Genomic DNA, 17869 nt, shown 5'->3' with positions numbered 1-17869 from the left:
TGTTTAGAGGGAGACGTCGAAGCTCCCGTTCGTGTCGAAGCGGAGGTGGACAGTATCGCCGGGGGCGGCGTCAAGCTCGCGGAGGAAGCGGGCAATGGAACCAGTACGCAGTTCCGTGTCATCCATCATGATGGCCTGCGGGCCGAGACGGGAATCGAAGGAGCGGTGCCCGTGTCGGTACACCTGGACGAGTGAGCCGATGGCGAGGGGGAGGGGGACGGCGGCGTCGGCAAGCATGTCTTCGGTGACCACCACGGGCAGGGACCAGGACCGGACCAGGGTGGGTTCGCGGTCGGGGAACCAGGTGCCTGGGCTGGGCACGGAGGAGCGGCGGACGTGGCCGTCGATGATCTGGAAATCCCCGGAAGCGGCGACGGTGCGGACGGCGGCCCGGTCGAAAGGCGTGGAATCGAGCATGGGCTGCAGGGCGGTGCGGCCAGCGTCGATCTCCGCGGCGATCCATTCAGCGATGAGCATGCCCTCGACGGTACCGGCGCGAGCCCCAAGCAGCATGTCGACCCGCGTGTACCCCGACACAACCGAAATCACTCTGTGACCTGAACCACTTGACGGCCCCACCCATGGCGCATTAGTGTCATGGGAAAAGGTAATGCAAACGATTGCACGCAGGAAGGAGTCACCGATGGCACGTGTCACGCTGAAGGATGTCGCCGCTGCCGCGGGAGTCTCCGTGTCCACCGCCTCCCGCGCCCTGGCCGATAATCCCGCCATCACCCAGGCCACCCGGGACCGCGTCCGCACTTGCGCCGCCGACCTCAACTATCAGCCGAACGCCCAGGCCCGCGCCCTGCGCAGCTCCCGCACCAACATCATCGGCCTGACCGTCCCCAGCCTGGTCAACCCCTTCTTCGCCTCGATGGCCCACGTCATCCAGCAGGAGGCCTCCCGCCACGGGCTGTCCACCATCATCTCCTCCACTGCGGAGGACCCCGCACAGCTCGCCACCTCCCTGGGCACCCTGGCAGCACAGCAGGTCGACGGCATTCTCGCGGTCCCCTACACCGGATCCGACGCGGCCTTCACCCGCCTCACCATGCCGGTCGTCCTCGTCGACCGCGAGCTTCCCGACACCGGCCTGCCCACCGTCGCCTCCGATCCCCGCCCGGGGATCGACGCCGCCGTCGCCCACCTCCTGGAGCGCGGCCACCACTACATCGGCTACCTCTCCGGGCCCATGACCACATCCACGGGCGTGGGCCGACTCGCTGCTTTCGAGGAGGCGTGCGGGAGGCGGGGCGTCGATAAGCGGGAGATCTACCACGGCGGATTCGACCGGGCGGAAGGACACCAGGGCACCCTCGACCTCCTCGACCGCGGAGTCGAGGCGATCATCGCCGGCGATTCCATGATGTCGGTCGGCGCCCTGGAGGCCTGCCACGCACGGCAGATCGACATCGGCGACGACCTAGCGCTCATCGGTTTCGACGACAACTCCACCATGCGCCTGCAGTCCTCCCCCGTCACGGTCATCGACCAGAACGTCGCCGACCTGGGCACCCGGGCACTGCGTCTGCTCATCGACCTCATGTCCGGGACTTCACCACCACCTACCACGGCCACCCCCACCACCCTCATCATCCGCCCATCCAGCGATTTCACCCGAAGGAGGCAACACAAGTGACTCAAGCACTGCTGACACTGGACAAGGTCTCCAAGTCCTTCGGCCCCGTCAACGTCATCGACCAGGTCAGCATCTCCATACGCCCGGGCCAGGTCACTGCCCTGCTCGGCGAGAACGGCGCGGGCAAGTCCACGCTGATCAAGATGATGTCGGGCGTCTACCAACCAGACTCCGGCACGATCATCATCGACGGCCAGCCCACGACCCTGCCCACCACTAAGGCCGCCGAGGCCCTCGGCATCGCCACCATCCACCAGGAACTCAACCTGGTGCCCACCATGTCCGTCGCCGAGAACGTCATGCTCGGTCGCACCCCCGAGAAGTTCGGCCTGGTCAACTACCGGGAGCTGCGACGTCGCGCACAGGCCGCGCTCGACATCATCGGCGTCAACGTCGACCTGGACACCCCCGTCGGGGAGCTCGGCATCGCGCGGCAGCAGCTCGTGGAGATCGCGAAGGCGCTGTCCATGGACGCCCGCATGCTCATCCTCGACGAGCCCACCGCGGCGCTGACCGGACACGAGATCGATCAGCTCTTCAGCGTCGTCGACGATCTCAAGGACAAGGGTGTGGGCATGGTCTTCATCTCCCACCACCTCGACGAGATCGCGCGCATCGCCGACACCGTCTCGGTCTTGCGCGACGGCGAGTTCGTCGCCGAGGTCCCCGCCGATACCCCCGAGGAAGAGCTCGTCCGCCTCATGGTCGGCCGCGACATCGACGATCAGTTTCCCCGCGTGGTCCCCGATATCGGGGACGTGCTTCTCGACGTCGATTCCCTCACCGCCGCCGGCCGCTTCCAGGATGTCTCCTTCCAGGTCCGCGCCGGTGAGGTCGTCGGTGTCGCCGGGCTGGTCGGTGCCGGACGCACCGAGGTGGTCCGTGCCATCGCGGGCGCCGACCCCATCGACTCCGGCACCGTCCGCATCGAGGGCAAGGACCTGCGCCACAACGACATCGCCGAGGCCATCCGCCGCGGCGTCGGCCACGTGCCCGAGGACCGCAAGGCCCAGGGCCTGGTCCTCGGGGCCAGCGTCGAGGAGAACCTCGGCCTCGCCACCCTCCGCTCCACCGCGAAGTTCGGCCTCGCGGACCGCAGCGGCCAGAAGCGTCGCTCCGCCGAGGTGGCCGAGAAGCTGCGCATCCGGATGGCGGGCCTGGACCAGGAGATCCGCAACCTCTCCGGCGGCAACCAGCAAAAGGCCGTCTTCGGCCGCTGGGTACTGGCCGGCTCCCGGGTGCTGCTTCTCGACGAGCCCACCCGCGGCGTCGATGTCGGCGCCAAGGTGGAGATCTACAACATCATCAATGAGCTCACCGCCGCCGGCGGAGCCGTCCTCATGGTCTCCAGCGAGCTTCCCGAGGTACTCGGTATGTCCGACCGCGTGCTCGTCATGTCCGGCGGACGTCTCGCCGGCGAACTACCCAACACCGCCACCCAGGACGAGGTGATGGCGCTCGCGGTCTCGCAGATCGACGACGCCCTCACCTCCGAGGCACTCGACCACCTTGAGAAGGAGAACCGATGACCACCGCCACTTCCTCCGGGCAGAAGGTGCTCAACTGGGTGATGAACAACGGCGCCCTGGTGGGCCTCGTCGTCCTGTGCATCGCCCTGTTCATCGCCACCCCGCACTTCCTCACCGTCAATAATGTCCTCAACATCGGCATCCAGGCCGCGACCGTGGCGATCCTGGCGTTCGGCATGACCTTCGTCATCGTCACCGCCGGCATCGACCTGTCGGTCGGCGCGGTCGCCGCGCTCGGCGCGATGGTGTCCGCCTGGTTCTGGGTGGACGCCGGGTTGCCGGGTTGGCTCACCCTCATCGCCGGCCTGCTCACGGGCCTGCTGGCCGGTGCCATCAGCGGCATCGCCACGGCCTACGGCAAGCTGCCGGCGTTCATCGCCACCCTGGCGATGATGTCCATCGCCCGCGGCGCCACCCTAGTCATCTCGCAGGGCTCCCCCATGGCCACCGCCCCGACCGTCAACTGGCTGGGCCGCACGGTCGCGGGCATCCCGATCCCCATCGTCATGATGGTCATCGCCGGTTTCGTGTGCTGGTTCATCCTCTCCCGCACGGTGCTGGGCCGGTCGATGTACGCCATCGGCGGCAACGTGGAGGCCGCCCGCCTCTCCGGCCTGCCGGTGAAGAAGATCCTGGTCACCGTCTACGCCCTGTCGGGCCTGTTCGCCGGGCTCGCCGGCCTGGTCATGGCCGGTCGCCTCTCCTCGGCGCAGCCGCAGGCCGGCGTCGGTTATGAGCTGGACGCCATCGCGGCCGTCGTCATCGGCGGTGCCTCCCTGGCGGGTGGTACCGGCAAGGCGACCGGCACACTTATCGGAGCCATCCTGCTGGCCGTCATCCGTAACGGCCTCAACCTTCTCAACGTCTCCTCCTTCTGGCAGCAGATTGTCATCGGCCTCGTCATCGCCCTGGCCGTCGGCTTCGACGTGCTGCGCAAGAAGACCACCACCTAAACACACCCCTGAAAGGACCCCTCATGTCCCTCGCACGCAAGTCCCTCGCCATCGTCGCCTCCGTCTCCCTCGCCATGGGGCTGGCCGCCTGTAACCGTGACTCCGCCGGTGACGGCTCCGTCACCCTGGCACTGTCGACCCAGACCAACCCGTTCTTCGTCCAGCTGCGCGACGGCGCGCAGGCCAAGGCCGATGAGCTGGGCATCAACCTCAACATCCAGGATGCGTCCGACGACGCCTCCACCCAGATCAACCAGCTCAATAATGCGGCCAGCTCGGGCGCGGACGTCGTCATCGTCAACCCGACGGATTCCGACGCCGTCGTCCCCGCCGTCGAGGCCCTCAACAACGCCGACATCCCCGTCGTCGCCGTCGACCGTTCCTCCAACGGTGGTGAGATCGCCTCCTTCATCGCCTCGGACAATGTCGCCGGCGGCCGGCAGGCGGCGGACGCCCTGGCGGAGGCCATCGGTGAGGAGGGCGAGGTCATCGTCCTGCAGGGTATCGCCGGTTCCTCCGCCTCCCGTGACCGCGGGCAGGGCTTCACCGAGGGCATCGCCGCGTACCCGAACATCAACATCGTGGCTACCCAGACCGCCGGTTTCGACCGCACCCGCGGCCTCGACGTCGCCTCCAACCTGCTGCAGGCCCACCCCAACGTCAAGGCCATTTTCGCGGAGAACGACGAGATGGCTCTCGGCGCCCTCGAGGCCCTCGGTGCCCGCGCCGGTGAGGATGTCATGGTTGTCGGTTTCGACGGCACCGCTGACGGCCTGGCCGCGGTGAAGGACGGCCGCATGGTCGCCACCATCGCGCAGCAGCCGGGTGAGCTCGGCGCCCAGGCCGTTGAGCAGGCGAAGAAGATCCTCGACGATCAGACCCCCGACGAGGAGGTCCCGGTCGACGTCGTTACCGTCACCCGCGAGAACGTCGGTGACTTCGAGTGAGTGACCCCATCGATGTGGTCGTCGTCGGTTCCATTAACGCCGACCTGAGCGTTCGTGTCGCCCGCCACCCACTGCCCGGGGAAACCCTCCTCGGCTCGGGTGGGGTGGTGAGCCCCGGCGGCAAAGGCGCCAACCAGGCGGTCGCCGCCGCGCTGCAGGGCGCGTCGGTGTCCATGGTCGGCGCGGTCGGCAGTGACCCTTATGCCGCTCCTGCCACGGCGATCCTGCGTTCCTCCGGTGTGGACCTCTCGGCGGTGGCCACGGTCCCCGGCACCACGGGGCTGGCCGTCATCACCGTCGACGAGGGTGGTGAGAACACCATCGTCGTCGTGCCCGGCGCGAACGCGCTTGTCGACCCCGTCTTCGTCACCGAACGCGCCCCGCTCATCGAATCCGCGCGGATCGTCCTCCTGCAGGGTGAGATCCCGGCAGACGGTTTCGCCGCCGCCATCAACCTGGCCCGCGGGCGGGTCGTTGTGAATCTGGCTCCGGTGATCGAGGTCGACGTCGATAAGCTCCTCCGCGCCGATCCACTGCTGGCCAACGAGCATGAGGCGGGGCTCATCCTCGACATGCTGGGGGCGTCGATAAGCTCCGCGGAGCCGGAGGATCTCGTGTCCGCGCTTATCGACGCCGGCTTCCCCTCCGTCGTCCTCACCCTCGGCGCCCGTGGGGCGATAGTGGGGATCGGAGACGGGTGCACCCCGATCCCGACGCCGCGCGTGACCCCCGTGGACACCGTCGGCGCCGGGGACGCCTTCGCCGGGGCGCTGGTCGCGCGGCTCGTCGCGGGGGATGATCTTATCGCCGCCGCGGAGCACGCCGCGCGGGTCGGGGCGTTCGCCACCCTCAGCGAGGGCGCGCAAACCTCCTACCCCGGGCTGTCGGAGGTGGGTGATGCGTAGGTCAGGGATACTGCACGCCGAGCTGGCCGCTCGCATCAACCGCCTGGGGCACACCGACACGGTAGTCATCGCCGACTGCGGACTGCCCGTGCCCACCGGAGTGCCGGTGGTGGATCTGGCGCTGGCGTTCGGCATCCCCCGCTTCGCCGACGTGCTCGACGCCTACCTGGCCGAGGTCGTCGTCGAAAAGGTGACGCTCGCAGCGGAGACACCGGATGCAGTGCGCTCACTGCTTCCCGACGTACCGCAGACCGAAGTGAGCCACGAGGAGTTGAAGAAACAGGTGGCCGAGGCAGCGTTCGTCGTCCGGACCGGCGAGACCACCCCGTACGCGAACGTCATCCTCCACAGCGGGGTGCCGTTCTAGGAACCGGTTAACCCCCGTACACCTGGGTGAGGATCCCGGGGTGGAGCACCCGCTCCTCGGGGACCTCGAAGACGCCCAGTTCGGTGGCCAGGCGGTCGAATTCGGAGGACTCTGTCGTGGACAGTGCCACGTTCTCGCGGTTGTTGTGCATACCCACCTTCCGGTCGACCTGATACGCCATACTGTAGCCCGTCTAGGAGGCGGCCACCTTATCTTCAACAGTGACGGCGGTTTTTTGTTCCTCAGCCAGGGGGAAGCGGCGGGCGATGGCGGCGTAGATGGCGCCGGTGATGTTGTGCAGGACGGCGGCGACGGCACCCGGCAGGGCGGCTTCGGGGCTGAAGAACTTGGCGGACATGCCGGAGGCCAGGCCTGCGGACTGGGTGCCCACCTCGACGGCCATGGTGCGGTTATTGGACTCGGGCAGGCGGAAGATCTTGCCGGTGAGGTAGCCGAGGGCGTAGCCGAAGACATTGTGGAGCAGAACGGCAGCGAAGACGATCATGCCGACGGCGGCGAGGCGTTCGGTGTTGTTGGCGACGGTCGGGAAGACGACGCCACCGATGCCGAGGATGGAGATCCAGGGCAGGACCGGGGCGATGAGGCCGATCCACTTGTCCAGGAAGTAGCGCAGGACGAGTCCACCGATGACGGGCAGGAGGACGGTCTGGACGAGGGTGAGTGCCATGCCCGCGCCATCCACCTCGGTGCGCTGGTTGGCCAGGGCCAGCATGAGCATGGGCGTGACGATCGGTGAGAGCAGCGTGGACACAGAGGTCATCGCGACGGACAGGGCGACGTCGCCCTTGGACAAGAAGGTAATCACGTTCGACGAGGTACCACCCGGCACAGATCCCAGCATGAGCAGGCCGACGGCCAGGGCTTCGTTGAGCCCGAGCATGCGGGCCACGGCAATGGCGGCCAGCGGCATGATGACGAACTGGGCGATGACGCCGAGGAGGATGGCCCAGGGGCGGCGGGCGATCTCCTGGAAGTCAGGGATGGTCAGGGTCAAGCCCATGCCGAACATGATGATCATGAGGAAGTACGTGATGTACTGCGACCAGGGCTGGAAGGGCGCGGGGAAGAAGAAGGCGATGGCGGTGCCGACGAGGATAAACAGGGGGAAAGCGGTCACCGCGATCGCGGCGGAGCGGTCCTCCCGGGAAGAGAAGATGGCAGACATGAGTTCTCCGGAATGAGATGGTGACGACCTCGTGCCGTCGGCTGGTGGATCCCGTGCCCGAGGGGTAGATGCGCGGTGAGATAACTATAGAACCCTTATGAGCGCACCATTTCCATGAGGTGGCGGAGAATGCGGGCGCCGTCGACGCGCAGGCCGTTGTGTTGGTAGTCGGCGGTTTCCCAGACGCGGAGGTCCCGGAAACAGGCGGCGGTGTCGAGGGAGAGTTCGCGGGGAACGAAGATGTCGTCGCGGTAGACAGCTGCCGCACACACGGCGGTCGCCTCCCCCAAGGCGGCCGGGTTGTAGCCGGGGTCCCACTCGCGTTGCGCTAGATCCCGGGCGACCTCCCGGAAGGGGCGGAGGGCGGGGTCCTCCTCGAACTGCCAGGGAAAGATATGTTCACCGGTGAGAGGTCCCGCGAACTCTTCGCAGATGCGGTGGGCGGCCCAGTTCGGCGTCCCGGCGTAGATGGTCTCGTGGATGACCGCGTACAGCGGAGCCGCCTCAAATGACAGCATGCTGGACAGCTCGGCGAGGGTGTCGCCCCGCAACCGTTTCTCGCCGCGGATGTGGTGGAAGGGGGCGTCGAGAAGCATGGCGAGAGTCTCGAAGCCGGCACCGCGTCCGAGTTCGATGCCGATGGTGCAGAAACGGCGTGCCGACAGACGCTCGCCGGTGGGCAGGCGTTCGTCGGAGTTTTCGAGGTGGTGGCAGATCTCGCGGATGCGGTCCTCGGCGAAGCTGACGTCCGCGAAGAAGGCACGCTGGCGGGCGTCGAGTGTGGCGTATGTGGCGCGGTAGGTGACTTCCGCGGGCACCATGCCGGGCAGCCCGCCGGTGAGGTAGGCATAGCGGATCGCATCAGGGTACTGCGAGAGGTAGGTGGTGATGCAGAAGCCACCGAAGGACTGGCCGAGTACGTCCCAGCGCTCGATCCCGAGGTGCTCACGGAAGGCTTCGGCGTCGGCGACAATGTCGGTGGCGCGGAGATGGGCGAGGTGGGTGGCGTCTAGAAGCGCGGGGTCCGCGAAGCGGTCGAGGCGGGTGGAGCGGCCGGTGCCGCGTTGATCGAGCAGGAACACGCGGTGGTATTTCACCGCTTCGCCCAGCCACCCGTCCAGGGGCACGCGGGCGGGGTAGCCGGGACCGCCCTGGAGGTAGAGCAGTGGGGGCAGGGAGTCGTCGGTAGATAGCTCGCGGCAGAAGATCTCGATGTCCTCACCGGGGTACCAGGAGGTGGTCAGGGTGTGGTCGCGGACGATCATTGCACCTACTTTAGAGGGTATGGATGATCTTCTAGCCGCCGGCCGGATGCGGATGAGCCCCGCCGGAGCCCACGTGACCAGCACCGACACCGACCTTGGAGAACTGTTCTACCTTTCCTCGACAAGTGGTTTCCCGATCCGGGGCGGCATCCCTATCATCGCCCCCGCCGTCGCGGAACTTCTCGACGGGCAACCGCGCCACGGCTTTGCCCGCACCGCCGACTGGCGGGTGACCACCGACGGCATGGGTTTCGATGCGCAGCTGGTCAACGACGGCCTCCACCTCACCCTCAGCGTGAAGGAGCGTACCGACGGGGTCCGCCTGGAGCTGCACATGCGCAATGAATCCCGCGACACCCGCCGCGTGCAGATGGGTTTCCACCCCTATTTCCTGGTGGAGGATGTCCGCGAGGTGCGTGTGGAGGGGCTCGCAGAAACACTGCTTATCGACGCCCCCGTGGACCGGATTTTCCGGGAGGCCGGGGAGGTGCGGATTGTCGATAAGCAGCGGGTGATTACGGTAACCCCGGAGGAGGCGGATTCCATCGTGGTGTGGAACCCGGGCGAGGACGCCCCCTCCGATGTCGATGATTGGACGCGGTTTCTATGCGTCGAGCCCGCGCTCCTCGGGGAGGATTGCGCGGGCGTCGAGCTGGCTCCGGATGAGCAGTTGCGGTTGGCGATGACGGTGAGCGTCAGCCCTTCTTGATCGTGATCTGCCAGGAGGCGTCGCCGGTGGCGTGGAAATCGGTGACGTCATGGCCGTTGTTCGCGGCCCACTGCGGGATGGTCTCGGTGCCCTGGGTGCAGTCGAAGTCGATGACCAGCTCCTCACCGGATTCGAGCGTGTTGAGCACATCCTTGGTCTCGATCAGAGGGAAGGGGCACACGGCACCCATCTGGTCCAGGGCGTAACGGCCCTCGGCGATCGGGCGGGCCTTCTTCACGCGCGGGGCGGTCTTGAGGGCAACGGCGCCGGTGGCGACCTGGAACGAGGGGCTAGTGGCCAGCACGTGGTCCTCGGCGGAGGAGGGGGACTCGATGGATTCCTCTGTGGAGTAGGTCTCTTCCGTGGTGGGTGCCGCAGCCGGCTTCAGCCAGATCTTGGCACCAGCGCCGACGCCGAGGGCGATGAACAGCAGGGCGATCCATCCCTGATAGCTGAACAGGGCGGTCTGGACCATGCCATTGCCGACGGTGCAGCCACCGGCCAGGGCGGCGCCGACACCCATCATGGTGCCGCCGACGACGGCGCGGGTGGCGGTGGTGGCGTCCGGGACGCGGAGACGGAACTCGCCGGTGGCCTTGGCCGCGGCGAAGGCGCCGATGAACAGGCCGAGAACCAGCATGACTCCCCAGTCGATGCGCTCGACGTCGCCGGTGGTGAAGAAGTTCATGAGGTTGGCGGACGGGGTGGTGATGCCGAGGCCGGAGTTACGGCCGGCGGCGGCGGACAGCGGCCAGGCGATGACACCGATGAGGCCGACGAGGGCACCTGCGGTGTACAGGTGCAGCGGGCGCTTCCAGAACGGCACGCTGAGCTTTGCGGGCTGCTTCTCGGTGGCCAGGTAATGGCGGGCGGCCAGGGCGGTGCCGATGGCCAGCGGGATGGCGAAGAACCAGGCAGAGACCCCGAAGCTGGTGGGCAGCGTGGTCAGGGAGGTCTCGTAGCTGGACAGCCCGTTGTTCAGCCAGCTCAGTGCGCCGGTGTTCATGGCGGCGGCGGACAGTCCGTAGAAGACGAGGGCGAACCACGAGCCGATGAGCCCTTCCGCGGAGCGGAACCACGTGCCAGAGGCGCAACCACCGGCCAGGATGATGCCCAGACCGAAGACGAAGCCACCGACAATGACGGCGATCGGGGCGAACGCGGTTTCCCGCGGGGTGATGATGCCGAAGCTGGTCAGCGCCGCGATGCCGACGGCGTGGACGGCGATGACGATGAACAAGGCGACGGTGGTGCGCCACGTCTTCTGCAGGAAGATGTCACGGAGCATGCCGGTGACGCAGAAACGCCCGCGCTGCATGACGATACCGAGGAGTGCTCCCACGGCCAGTCCGGTGAGGATCATGGATGACGCCTTTCAGGTGATATTAATCGGTGCAGACAGAAAGGTACTACAGAGATAGACAAACCGGTATATTTCATTCAGGCGCTAGAGTGAACGGCATGCACGACACCCTGCCGCCGCGCCCCAGCCCCTGGCAGCTGTTCACCGCCTTCCACTCCCCCGGCCGCCGCTGGCCCGGCGCGCTGCGCGCCGGCCTGGCCATGGGCCTACCAGGCACGATCGCCATTCTCCTCGGACTGGAAGCGGAGCTCTTGCTCATCGCGGCCGGCTCTTTCACCGTCATCCACGGGGAGGGTTACGCCTACCGCGCCCGCTGGAAGGTGCTTCTCATCGCGGGGGCGCTGTTTATCACCGGTTCAGTCGCAGGCGCCTTCGTGGGCACCGTGGTGTGGGGACAAGGCGGCGGGTGGTGGTTGCTGCTCACCGTCGCCTTCACCTCCTCCATCGCCGGGACCGGCGTGTTCATCGCCAACGCGTTGCGCCTGCCACCACCCGGTCCGTGGTTCATCCTGCTGGTCACCGGCGCCTCCACCATGTCCTACCGGCTCGGACTCAACCCGGTGGAGGTCGGGGCGTGGGCGAGTGTCGGCGTGCTCAGTTCCCTGCTCGTCGGAATGGCCCCCGCCCTGCTCAACCCCCGCGGCCCGGAGGAAGATGCGGTGCGGGTCCTGGAGGAGACGGTGGCGGACATTGACGGTGAGGTCAGCGTCGAGAAGCTCCATCAGGCCCACACCGCCGTCACCCACGCCTGGTTCACGCTAGCCGACGCCCGCGCCCGCACCTCCCCGCTGGCCGCACGCACGCTTAACGCCCAGTCAAAACTGGTGGGCACCGGCAGCCGGGCTGTCGACGAGATCTCCGACAACCGCAACTACCTGGACGTGGACCGGGTGAAGGTGCCGCACCGGCGGCCGTCGATAAGCTACCGCCTTTACCGCTCCCTCCACCGCGACAGTCACGCCATGATGACCGCCACCCGCGTCCTACTCGCCTGCCTCGGCGCGGGCGTGACCAGCGTCGTTCTCGGATTCGACCGGCCCGACTGGGCGATCGTGTCCACCCTGCTCATCCTGCAATGGGGGCCGGACAAGATCCCCGGCACGATCCGCGGCGCCCACCGCTTCCTGGGCTCCGTCCTCGGCGTCGGACTGTTCGGTCTACTCCATCTTCTCGACGTCCACGCCTGGACCCTCATGCTCGCCCTGTCGATGTGCCTGTTCTTTTCTGAACTCTTCGTCACCCGCAACTACGCGCTGACCGTCATCTTCACCACCCCCGTCGCGCTCATGCTCGGTGGGGCACTTACCGAACCGCTGGACGTGACCATGAGTGAGCGCGTCATCGAGATCGCCTTCTCCGTCGTTTTCGCCCTCGCCCTGTTGTGGCTCTACCGCGCGGATGCCGAACCCGCCCATCACCTGCGACTGCAACGCCGCTGCCGCCGCGCCATGGAGTCCCTCCTCGGCGCCCTGCTCACCAGCGCCCCCGACGACGCCCTGGAACAGCGGCGTGACCTGCAGTACGAGCTGCTCAGCGAACGCCGCGCGGCCCGGTCCCTGGCCCGCAACAACCCCGACATCGCGGAGTCCCGCTGGGAGGAGCACCTGCACCTGCAACGCACCGGCTACGCGCTTCTCGACTACTGCGAGGCCCACGGTGACGCCCGCCTGCCGTTCGGCGACATCCAGTCCGTCGCGGAGCGGATCGACCATGCGTGAACCACTGCCGCCCCGCCCCGGGTTCTGGGACCTGTTCACCGCGGTCCACTCCCCCGGCCGCCGCTGGCCGGGTGCGTTGCGGGCCGCCTTCGTGCTGGCGTTGCCCGGTTCTGTCGCCCTGCTTCTGGGCTACGACGTCGAGATGCTGCTCATAGCGGCCGGCGGCTTCACCGTCATCTACGGCGAGGGCCATCCCCTCCGCACCCGGTGGCGAGTCATGAGCATCGCCGCGCTGCTGCTGGTCACCGGTTCGGTGGCGGGTGCCTTCGTCGGTTCGGTGGTGTGGGACCAGGGCGGGCACTGGTGGCTGCTGCTGTCGGCGCTGTTCACGGCGAGCGTGGCCACCGTCGGTGCCTTCGTGCAGAACGCGCTGCGTCTGCAGCCGCCGGGCAGTTTCTTCATCGTCATGGTCACCGGCGGTGCCACCATGGTCGCGCGCCTGGGGCTCAACCCTTTCGAGGTGGGTGCGTGGGCCTGCGTCGGCGCGGCCAGCGGCCTCGCCCTGGGCATGCTGCCGGGGCGTGCCCCCGAGCGCGGGGCGGTGGACACCCTGGAGAAGGCCGTCGCGGACTTCGCCGCCGGGGACCCGAGCGTAGCCAGACTGCACCAGGCCCGCACCGCCCTGTCGAATGCGTGGAACATGCTTGCCGACGCCGGCGTCATCCGCGCCGGACGCGTCGTCGACACCTCCCGCGCCGACCTGGTCACCCGCACGCTCAAGGCGCACCGACGACTGGCCGCCCTCAACACGCCGGGTCACGCCGCCGAGGAACTCACGGATACGCCGAATTACGTCGATCTGAACCGGACGGCGATCCCGCACACGCGGCCGTCGATAAGCTACCGCCTCTACCGCTCGCTGCACCGCCACAGCCACGCGACCATGACCGCCGCCAAGGTGTTCGGCGCCTGTCTGGCGGCGGGCGTGCTCGGCATCGCAGTCGGGTTCGACCGTCCGGACTGGGCCGTCGTCTCCGCCCTGCTCATCCTGCAGTGGGGGCCCGACCGCCTGCCCGGCACCATCCGTGGACTGCACCGCTTGCTGGGCTCCTTGCTGGGCATCGGGCTGTTCGCGGCGCTCCACCTGCTCGACCTCAACCTGTGGGGACTGCTCTTGGCCCTGGCCGTGTGCCAGTTCTTCGCCGAGGTCTTCGTCGTGCGCAACTACGTGCTATGCGTCATCTTCACCACTCCGCTCGCGCTCATGATGGGTAACTCCCTGGCGCTGCCGCTCGGGGAGACGGTCGTCTCGCGTACCGCCGAGGTGTCGCTCTCCGTCATCTTCGCCCTCGCCCTGCTGTGGCAGGGACGCAACGAGCCCGCCCACCACGCGCTGCTCATGCAGCGCTGCCGCGAGTCGGTGACCACCCTGCTGGGCGCGCTGCTGGCCGCCACCCCGGACCAGGCCCTGGCGCAGCGGCGTGACCTGCAGTACGAGCTGCTGAGCGAACGCCATGCCGCGCAGTCACTGGCCGGCAACCACCCGGACATCGCAACCGCCCGCTGGGAGGAACACCTGGTGCTGCAGGCCACGGGCTACGCGTTGCTCGACCGTTGCAACGCCGCGCCCGACACACCGGTGCCCGTCGGCGACATCCGGGCCGTGGCGGAGAGGATCAGCTGAACAGGACCTTCTGTACGTCCCCCTGGCGGACGGGGCGCATCCCCCACGCGTCCTGCCCGACGTCGACCAGCCCGGGCCCGGTGTCCGGGTCGGCGGAGTGCAGATGGCCGTGCACGAGATACTCGGCGCGCAAACGCACCTCATCGTGCCGCGACGGCATCCCCGGATGATCCATGCCCGGCCGCGGGAAGTGGTTGAGGTAGACGGTACGACCCTCCCACTTGAGCTTCTGGTACGCCTGCACCGAGTGGAAGACCTCGAGGAACATCCGCTGCGTCTTGTGCGAGGATCGGTGGATGGGGTGACACGAATCGTGGTTCCCAGGCACGAGGTGCATTTCCAGGTGCGCGCCGTGGACCTTCAGCAGCTGCAGCGCGCGGCGCTCCTCCTCCGAGGAGCCGCGCGAGAGATCCCCCAGGATCCACAGCCGGTCCCCTTTCGGCAGGTTGCGGATTCCTGCCAGGACGGCGTCGTCATGCTTATCGACGTCGTCGAAACCCCGCAGCCGCGCCACAAACTGGTGCCCTAAGTGCAGGTCGGAGGTGAGCCAGATGTTCATTAGACCTGCTCCAACGCTTTCTTGAACACCTCGACCGGCTGCGCCCCGGAGACCGCCAGTTTTCCGTCGAAGACGAAGAAGGGCACACCCTGCACCCCGATCTGGCGGGCCAGTGCAATGTCCGCGGCGACCTCCTCAGCGTTGACGGTGTCGTCGGCGAGCACCGGATCCGCGTCGAGACCGATCTCGGCGGCAATCGCACGGAGCTCATCACGATCGGCGATGTTGCGCCCTTCCGTGAAGTAGGCGCGTTTGACCAGCTTGTCCCACTCGACGCCCTGGCCCTGCTGGCGGGCGAGGATCCCGACCCGATGGGCGTCCATGGTGTTGACCATGTGGGCTTCCCGCCAGTTGAACTCCAGGCCCACCTCGGCCGCGCGGGCGGCCAGGCCGTCATTCATGGCGACGACCTGTTCCTCACTCATACCCTTGACCCGGGTGAGGTAGTCCAACGCATTGCCGATTGACTCCCGCGGCGCGTCCGGGTCGAGCTGGAAACTGCGCCACACGATCTCGACATCATCGCGGCCCGCCAGCGCGAGGGCCAGGTGGCGCTCCCCCACCGTGCAGAAGGGACAGATGTAGTCGGACCAGATATCGATACGCATGGCCCCCATTCAAGCACGGGGTGCACGTACAGTGGAGGGCACACATCAACCGAAAGGAATGCATCATGAGCACCGTCACCCGCGAAGACATCGTCAAGGAGATGCGCAATGAGCGCTTCGTCATGCTGACCTCCAAGTCCGACACCGGCAAGCTGCACTCCCACCCCATGACCCCGCTGGAGGTCACCGACACGGCCGACGCCTACTTCTTCATCAAGCTCGACACCGGCCATGCCGACAACCTCCGCCACGATCCGCAGGTCAACCTCGCCTTCACCGACAACTCCACCTGGCTCTCGGTCGCCGGCACCGTCGACTTCCTGGAGGGCGAGGAGAAGAACCGCAAGGTCGAGGAGCACTGGTCCGAGGCCACCGAGGCGTTCTACACCGGCAAGAACGACCCGCAGCTCGGCGTCATTCGCGTCACCACCGACACCGCGCAGCTGTGGAACCAGCAGGGCGGCATGATCGGCGCGCTCGTTGAGTTCGCGAAGATGAAGGTCACCGGCGAGAAGCCCACCGGCGGCTCGGACACACTCAACCTGTAGACACTTAAGTTGCGATCCGGCGGGGATCCGCGAACAATTGATAGTTCCTAATGTCTCACGGAAGGGTGCACGCCGGTGCCACCTCATACCCCGTCTCTGTCCCCGCAGTACCCGCATGACATGCACCCCGGCCTGGTCCGGGGCATTGATGTCGAGGAGCAGCGTAACCGCTTCGGCCTCGACCGCATCGTCTTCAGTGTCACCGCCGTGGCCGTGGTGGCGTTCATCGCCTGGGGTGTGATCGCCCCGGAATCGGTGTCAAACGCCTCGGCCACGGCTTTTGACTGGGCTATCGTCAACGCCGGGTGGCTCCTCAATGTCACCATGGCGCTGGGTCTGGTGGTCATGCTCTACATCGGGTTCTCCCGGCTTGGGAGGATCAAGCTGGGCACCGATGATTCCGAGCCCGAGTTCTCGCGTTTCTCCTGGGTGGCCATGATGTTCGGCGCCGGCATCGGCGTGGGCATCTTCTTCTATGGCCCTTCCGAGCCACTCGCCTACTTCGTGTCCCCGCCGCCGCACACCGTCGAGGCGGGCACCTCTGAGGCGGTCCACCAGGCCGTCGCGCAGGCCCACTTCCATTGGGGGTTGTCACCGTGGGCGATGTACGCCCTGGTCGGCGGTGCGATCGCCTACTCCTCTTACCGACGCGGCCGCGTCCCCCTCATCTCCTCCGTATTCAAGCCACTGCTCGGATCCCGCAACACCGACGGCATCGCGGGGAAGATCATCGACATGATGGCGATCATCGCCACCCTTTTCGGTACCGCCGCCACCCTGGGACTGTCGGCCGTGCAGATCGGCCAAGGCGTGGAGATCGTCTCCGGCGCGGGCCCTCTGACCAATAACGCGCTGCTCATCATCATCGGCATTCTGTCGATCGGCTTCATCATTTCTGCCGTGTCGGGTGTGGCGCGAGGCATCCGCTGGCTGTCGAACATCAACATCACCCTGACGCTCGGCCTCGTCGCCTTCGTTTTCCTGCTCGGCCCCACCCTCTTCCTCTTCAACCTCATCCCCTCCGGCATCGCCGTCTACCTCGATGAGTTCCTGCCGATGGTGTCCAAGTCGCTGTCCTGGGGCGAGGAAACCGTGGAGTTCCAGGGCTGGTGGACCGCCTTCTACTGGGCGTGGTGGATTGCCTGGACCCCGTTCGTCGGAATGTTCATCGCCAAGATCTCCCGCGGGCGTACCCTGCGCGAGTTCGTGTTAGTCACCATGCTCGCCCCCACCGCCATCCTCATTTTGGCCTTCACCATCTTCGGCGGCACCGCCGTGCGCCTGAGCCAGAACGGAGTCGCGGGTTTCGATGGTTCCTCGGGCCCCCAGCAGGTGCTTTTCGACATGTTCGCGCAGCTGCCCCTGGCCCAGATCACCCCGTTCATCCTCATGGCTGTGCTGGCGATTTTCTTCGTCACCTCCGCCGATTCCGCCTCCGTCGTCATGGGCACTATGTCCTCACGCGGCAACCCCTCCCCCAGCAAGCTCGTCGTCGTGTTCTGGGGCCTGTGCATGATGGGCATCGCCGTGGTGATGCTGCTCGCCGGTGGCGCGACCACCCTCACCGCCCTCCAGAACCTCACCATCCTCATCGCCCTGCCGTTCTCCGCGGTACTGCTGGCAATGATGGTCTCCTTTGTCAAGGACCTGCGCACCGACCCCTTGGCTATTCGCCGCACCTACGCACGCACCGCCGTCGAGAACGCTGTCGTCCGTGGACTGGAGGAGCACGGCGATGACTTCGAACTCGCCGTCAACCCCGCCCCTGAGGGACGCGGCGCCGGATCAGATTTCGACTCCACCTCCGAGAACGTCACCGAGTGGTACCAGCGCACCGACGAAGACGGAAACCCCGTCGACTACGACTACGAGACCGGCGAATGGGCCGACGGGTGGAGTAACGAGGACAACTAGGGGACGCTCACCTCGCCATGTCAGTAGATTTC

Annotated in this window: 18 protein-coding genes; 11 read left to right on the top strand and 7 right to left on the bottom strand. The window is 67.0% G+C overall.

Annotation, left to right across the window (positions count from 1 at the left end):
• Positions 1-3: 3 nt before the first annotated feature.
• Positions 4-513, bottom strand: a complete 510-nt coding sequence (locus Q4G50_RS01820; protein ID WP_303375932.1) for a hypothetical protein — start codon at positions 511-513, stop codon at positions 4-6.
• 130 nt (positions 514-643) lie between these two features.
• Between Q4G50_RS01820 and Q4G50_RS01815 the strand changes: the two genes are divergently transcribed.
• Genes Q4G50_RS01815 through rbsD form a run of 6 tightly spaced genes read left to right on the top strand, consistent with a single transcriptional unit; the run spans position 644 to position 6343 of the window.
• Positions 644-1642, top strand: a complete 999-nt coding sequence (locus Q4G50_RS01815; RefSeq protein WP_303375931.1) for a LacI family DNA-binding transcriptional regulator — start codon at positions 644-646, stop codon at positions 1640-1642.
• Positions 1639-3171, top strand: a complete 1533-nt coding sequence (locus Q4G50_RS01810; protein ID WP_303375930.1) for a sugar ABC transporter ATP-binding protein — start codon at positions 1639-1641, stop codon at positions 3169-3171. The genes Q4G50_RS01815 and Q4G50_RS01810 overlap by 4 nt, the downstream gene beginning before the upstream one ends.
• Positions 3168-4124, top strand: a complete 957-nt coding sequence (locus Q4G50_RS01805; RefSeq protein ID WP_303375929.1) for an ABC transporter permease — start codon at positions 3168-3170, stop codon at positions 4122-4124. The genes Q4G50_RS01810 and Q4G50_RS01805 overlap by 4 nt, the downstream gene beginning before the upstream one ends.
• Positions 4125-4147: 23 nt before the next feature.
• Positions 4148-5071, top strand: a complete 924-nt coding sequence (locus Q4G50_RS01800) for a D-ribose ABC transporter substrate-binding protein (protein ID WP_303375928.1) — start codon at positions 4148-4150, stop codon at positions 5069-5071.
• The gene (locus tag Q4G50_RS01795) at positions 5068-5976 is read left to right on the top strand and encodes a ribokinase (protein WP_303375927.1); all 909 of its coding nucleotides are present in this window, start codon (positions 5068-5070) and stop codon (positions 5974-5976) included. The genes Q4G50_RS01800 and Q4G50_RS01795 overlap by 4 nt, the downstream gene beginning before the upstream one ends.
• A complete protein-coding gene (gene rbsD / locus Q4G50_RS01790; RefSeq protein WP_303375926.1) occupies positions 5969-6343 on the top strand; it encodes a D-ribose pyranase in 375 nt (124 codons plus the stop codon). The genes Q4G50_RS01795 and rbsD overlap by 8 nt, the downstream gene beginning before the upstream one ends.
• Before the next feature lie 7 nt (positions 6344-6350).
• Here rbsD and Q4G50_RS01785 read toward each other — a convergent pair whose 3' ends face one another.
• The 3 genes from Q4G50_RS01785 to Q4G50_RS01775 form a co-directional block, all read right to left on the bottom strand.
• Positions 6351-6524 carry a hypothetical protein gene (locus Q4G50_RS01785; RefSeq protein ID WP_303375925.1) on the bottom strand — a complete coding sequence of 58 codons (174 nt, stop codon included), beginning with the start codon at positions 6522-6524 and terminating at the stop codon, positions 6351-6353.
• A 12-nt stretch (positions 6525-6536) separates the two neighbouring features.
• A complete protein-coding gene (locus tag Q4G50_RS01780) occupies positions 6537-7529 on the bottom strand; it encodes a bile acid:sodium symporter family protein (protein WP_303375924.1) in 993 nt (330 codons plus the stop codon).
• Between the two features lie 95 nt (positions 7530-7624).
• A complete protein-coding gene (locus Q4G50_RS01775) occupies positions 7625-8794 on the bottom strand; it encodes an alpha/beta fold hydrolase (protein WP_303375923.1) in 1170 nt (389 codons plus the stop codon).
• Positions 8795-8813: 19 nt separating this feature from the next.
• Between Q4G50_RS01775 and Q4G50_RS01770 the strand changes: the two genes are divergently transcribed.
• Entirely contained in the window at positions 8814-9503 is a 690-nt protein-coding gene (locus tag Q4G50_RS01770) for a D-hexose-6-phosphate mutarotase (protein WP_303375922.1), read from the top strand.
• Here the strand turns inward: Q4G50_RS01770 and Q4G50_RS01765 are convergent.
• On the bottom strand, positions 9490-10866 hold the full coding sequence (locus tag Q4G50_RS01765; RefSeq protein ID WP_303375921.1) for a YeeE/YedE thiosulfate transporter family protein: 1377 nt from the start codon (positions 10864-10866) through the stop codon (positions 9490-9492). The two genes, Q4G50_RS01770 and Q4G50_RS01765, sit on opposite strands and share 14 nt — an antisense overlap.
• 98 nt (positions 10867-10964) lie before the next feature.
• On the opposite strand from Q4G50_RS01765, the gene Q4G50_RS01760 reads away from it, so the two are divergent.
• Both Q4G50_RS01760 and Q4G50_RS01755 read left to right on the top strand, forming a co-directional pair.
• Positions 10965-12584: an FUSC family protein gene (locus tag Q4G50_RS01760; RefSeq protein WP_303375920.1), complete on the top strand. Its 1620-nt coding sequence runs from the start codon at positions 10965-10967 to the stop codon at positions 12582-12584.
• Positions 12577-14208 carry an FUSC family protein gene (locus Q4G50_RS01755; protein ID WP_303375919.1) on the top strand — a complete coding sequence of 544 codons (1632 nt, stop codon included), beginning with the start codon at positions 12577-12579 and terminating at the stop codon, positions 14206-14208. Before Q4G50_RS01760 ends, Q4G50_RS01755 begins: the two co-directional genes overlap by 8 nt.
• Here Q4G50_RS01755 and Q4G50_RS01750 read toward each other — a convergent pair.
• A complete protein-coding gene (locus Q4G50_RS01750) occupies positions 14201-14767 on the bottom strand; it encodes a metallophosphoesterase family protein (protein ID WP_303375918.1) in 567 nt (188 codons plus the stop codon). The two genes, Q4G50_RS01755 and Q4G50_RS01750, sit on opposite strands and share 8 nt — an antisense overlap.
• Complete coding sequence (locus tag Q4G50_RS01745) at positions 14767-15375, bottom strand: DsbA family protein (RefSeq protein WP_303375917.1); 609 nt, start codon at positions 15373-15375, stop codon at positions 14767-14769. The genes Q4G50_RS01750 and Q4G50_RS01745 overlap by 1 nt, the downstream gene beginning before the upstream one ends.
• A 65-nt stretch (positions 15376-15440) precedes the next feature.
• On the opposite strand from Q4G50_RS01745, the gene Q4G50_RS01740 reads away from it, so the two are divergent.
• Complete coding sequence (locus tag Q4G50_RS01740; RefSeq protein ID WP_303375916.1) at positions 15441-15923, top strand: pyridoxamine 5'-phosphate oxidase family protein; 483 nt, start codon at positions 15441-15443, stop codon at positions 15921-15923.
• A 120-nt stretch (positions 15924-16043) separates the two neighbouring features.
• On the top strand, positions 16044-17837 hold the full coding sequence (locus Q4G50_RS01735; RefSeq protein WP_303376007.1) for a BCCT family transporter: 1794 nt from the start codon (positions 16044-16046) through the stop codon (positions 17835-17837).
• Positions 17838-17869 lie beyond the last annotated feature (32 nt).

The sequence above is a fragment of the Corynebacterium sp. genome, from assembly GCF_030538285.1.
In the GTDB taxonomy this organism is placed as follows: Bacteria; Actinomycetota; Actinomycetes; order Mycobacteriales; family Mycobacteriaceae; genus Corynebacterium.
This window is presented reverse-complemented; position numbering and strand designations above follow the sequence as displayed.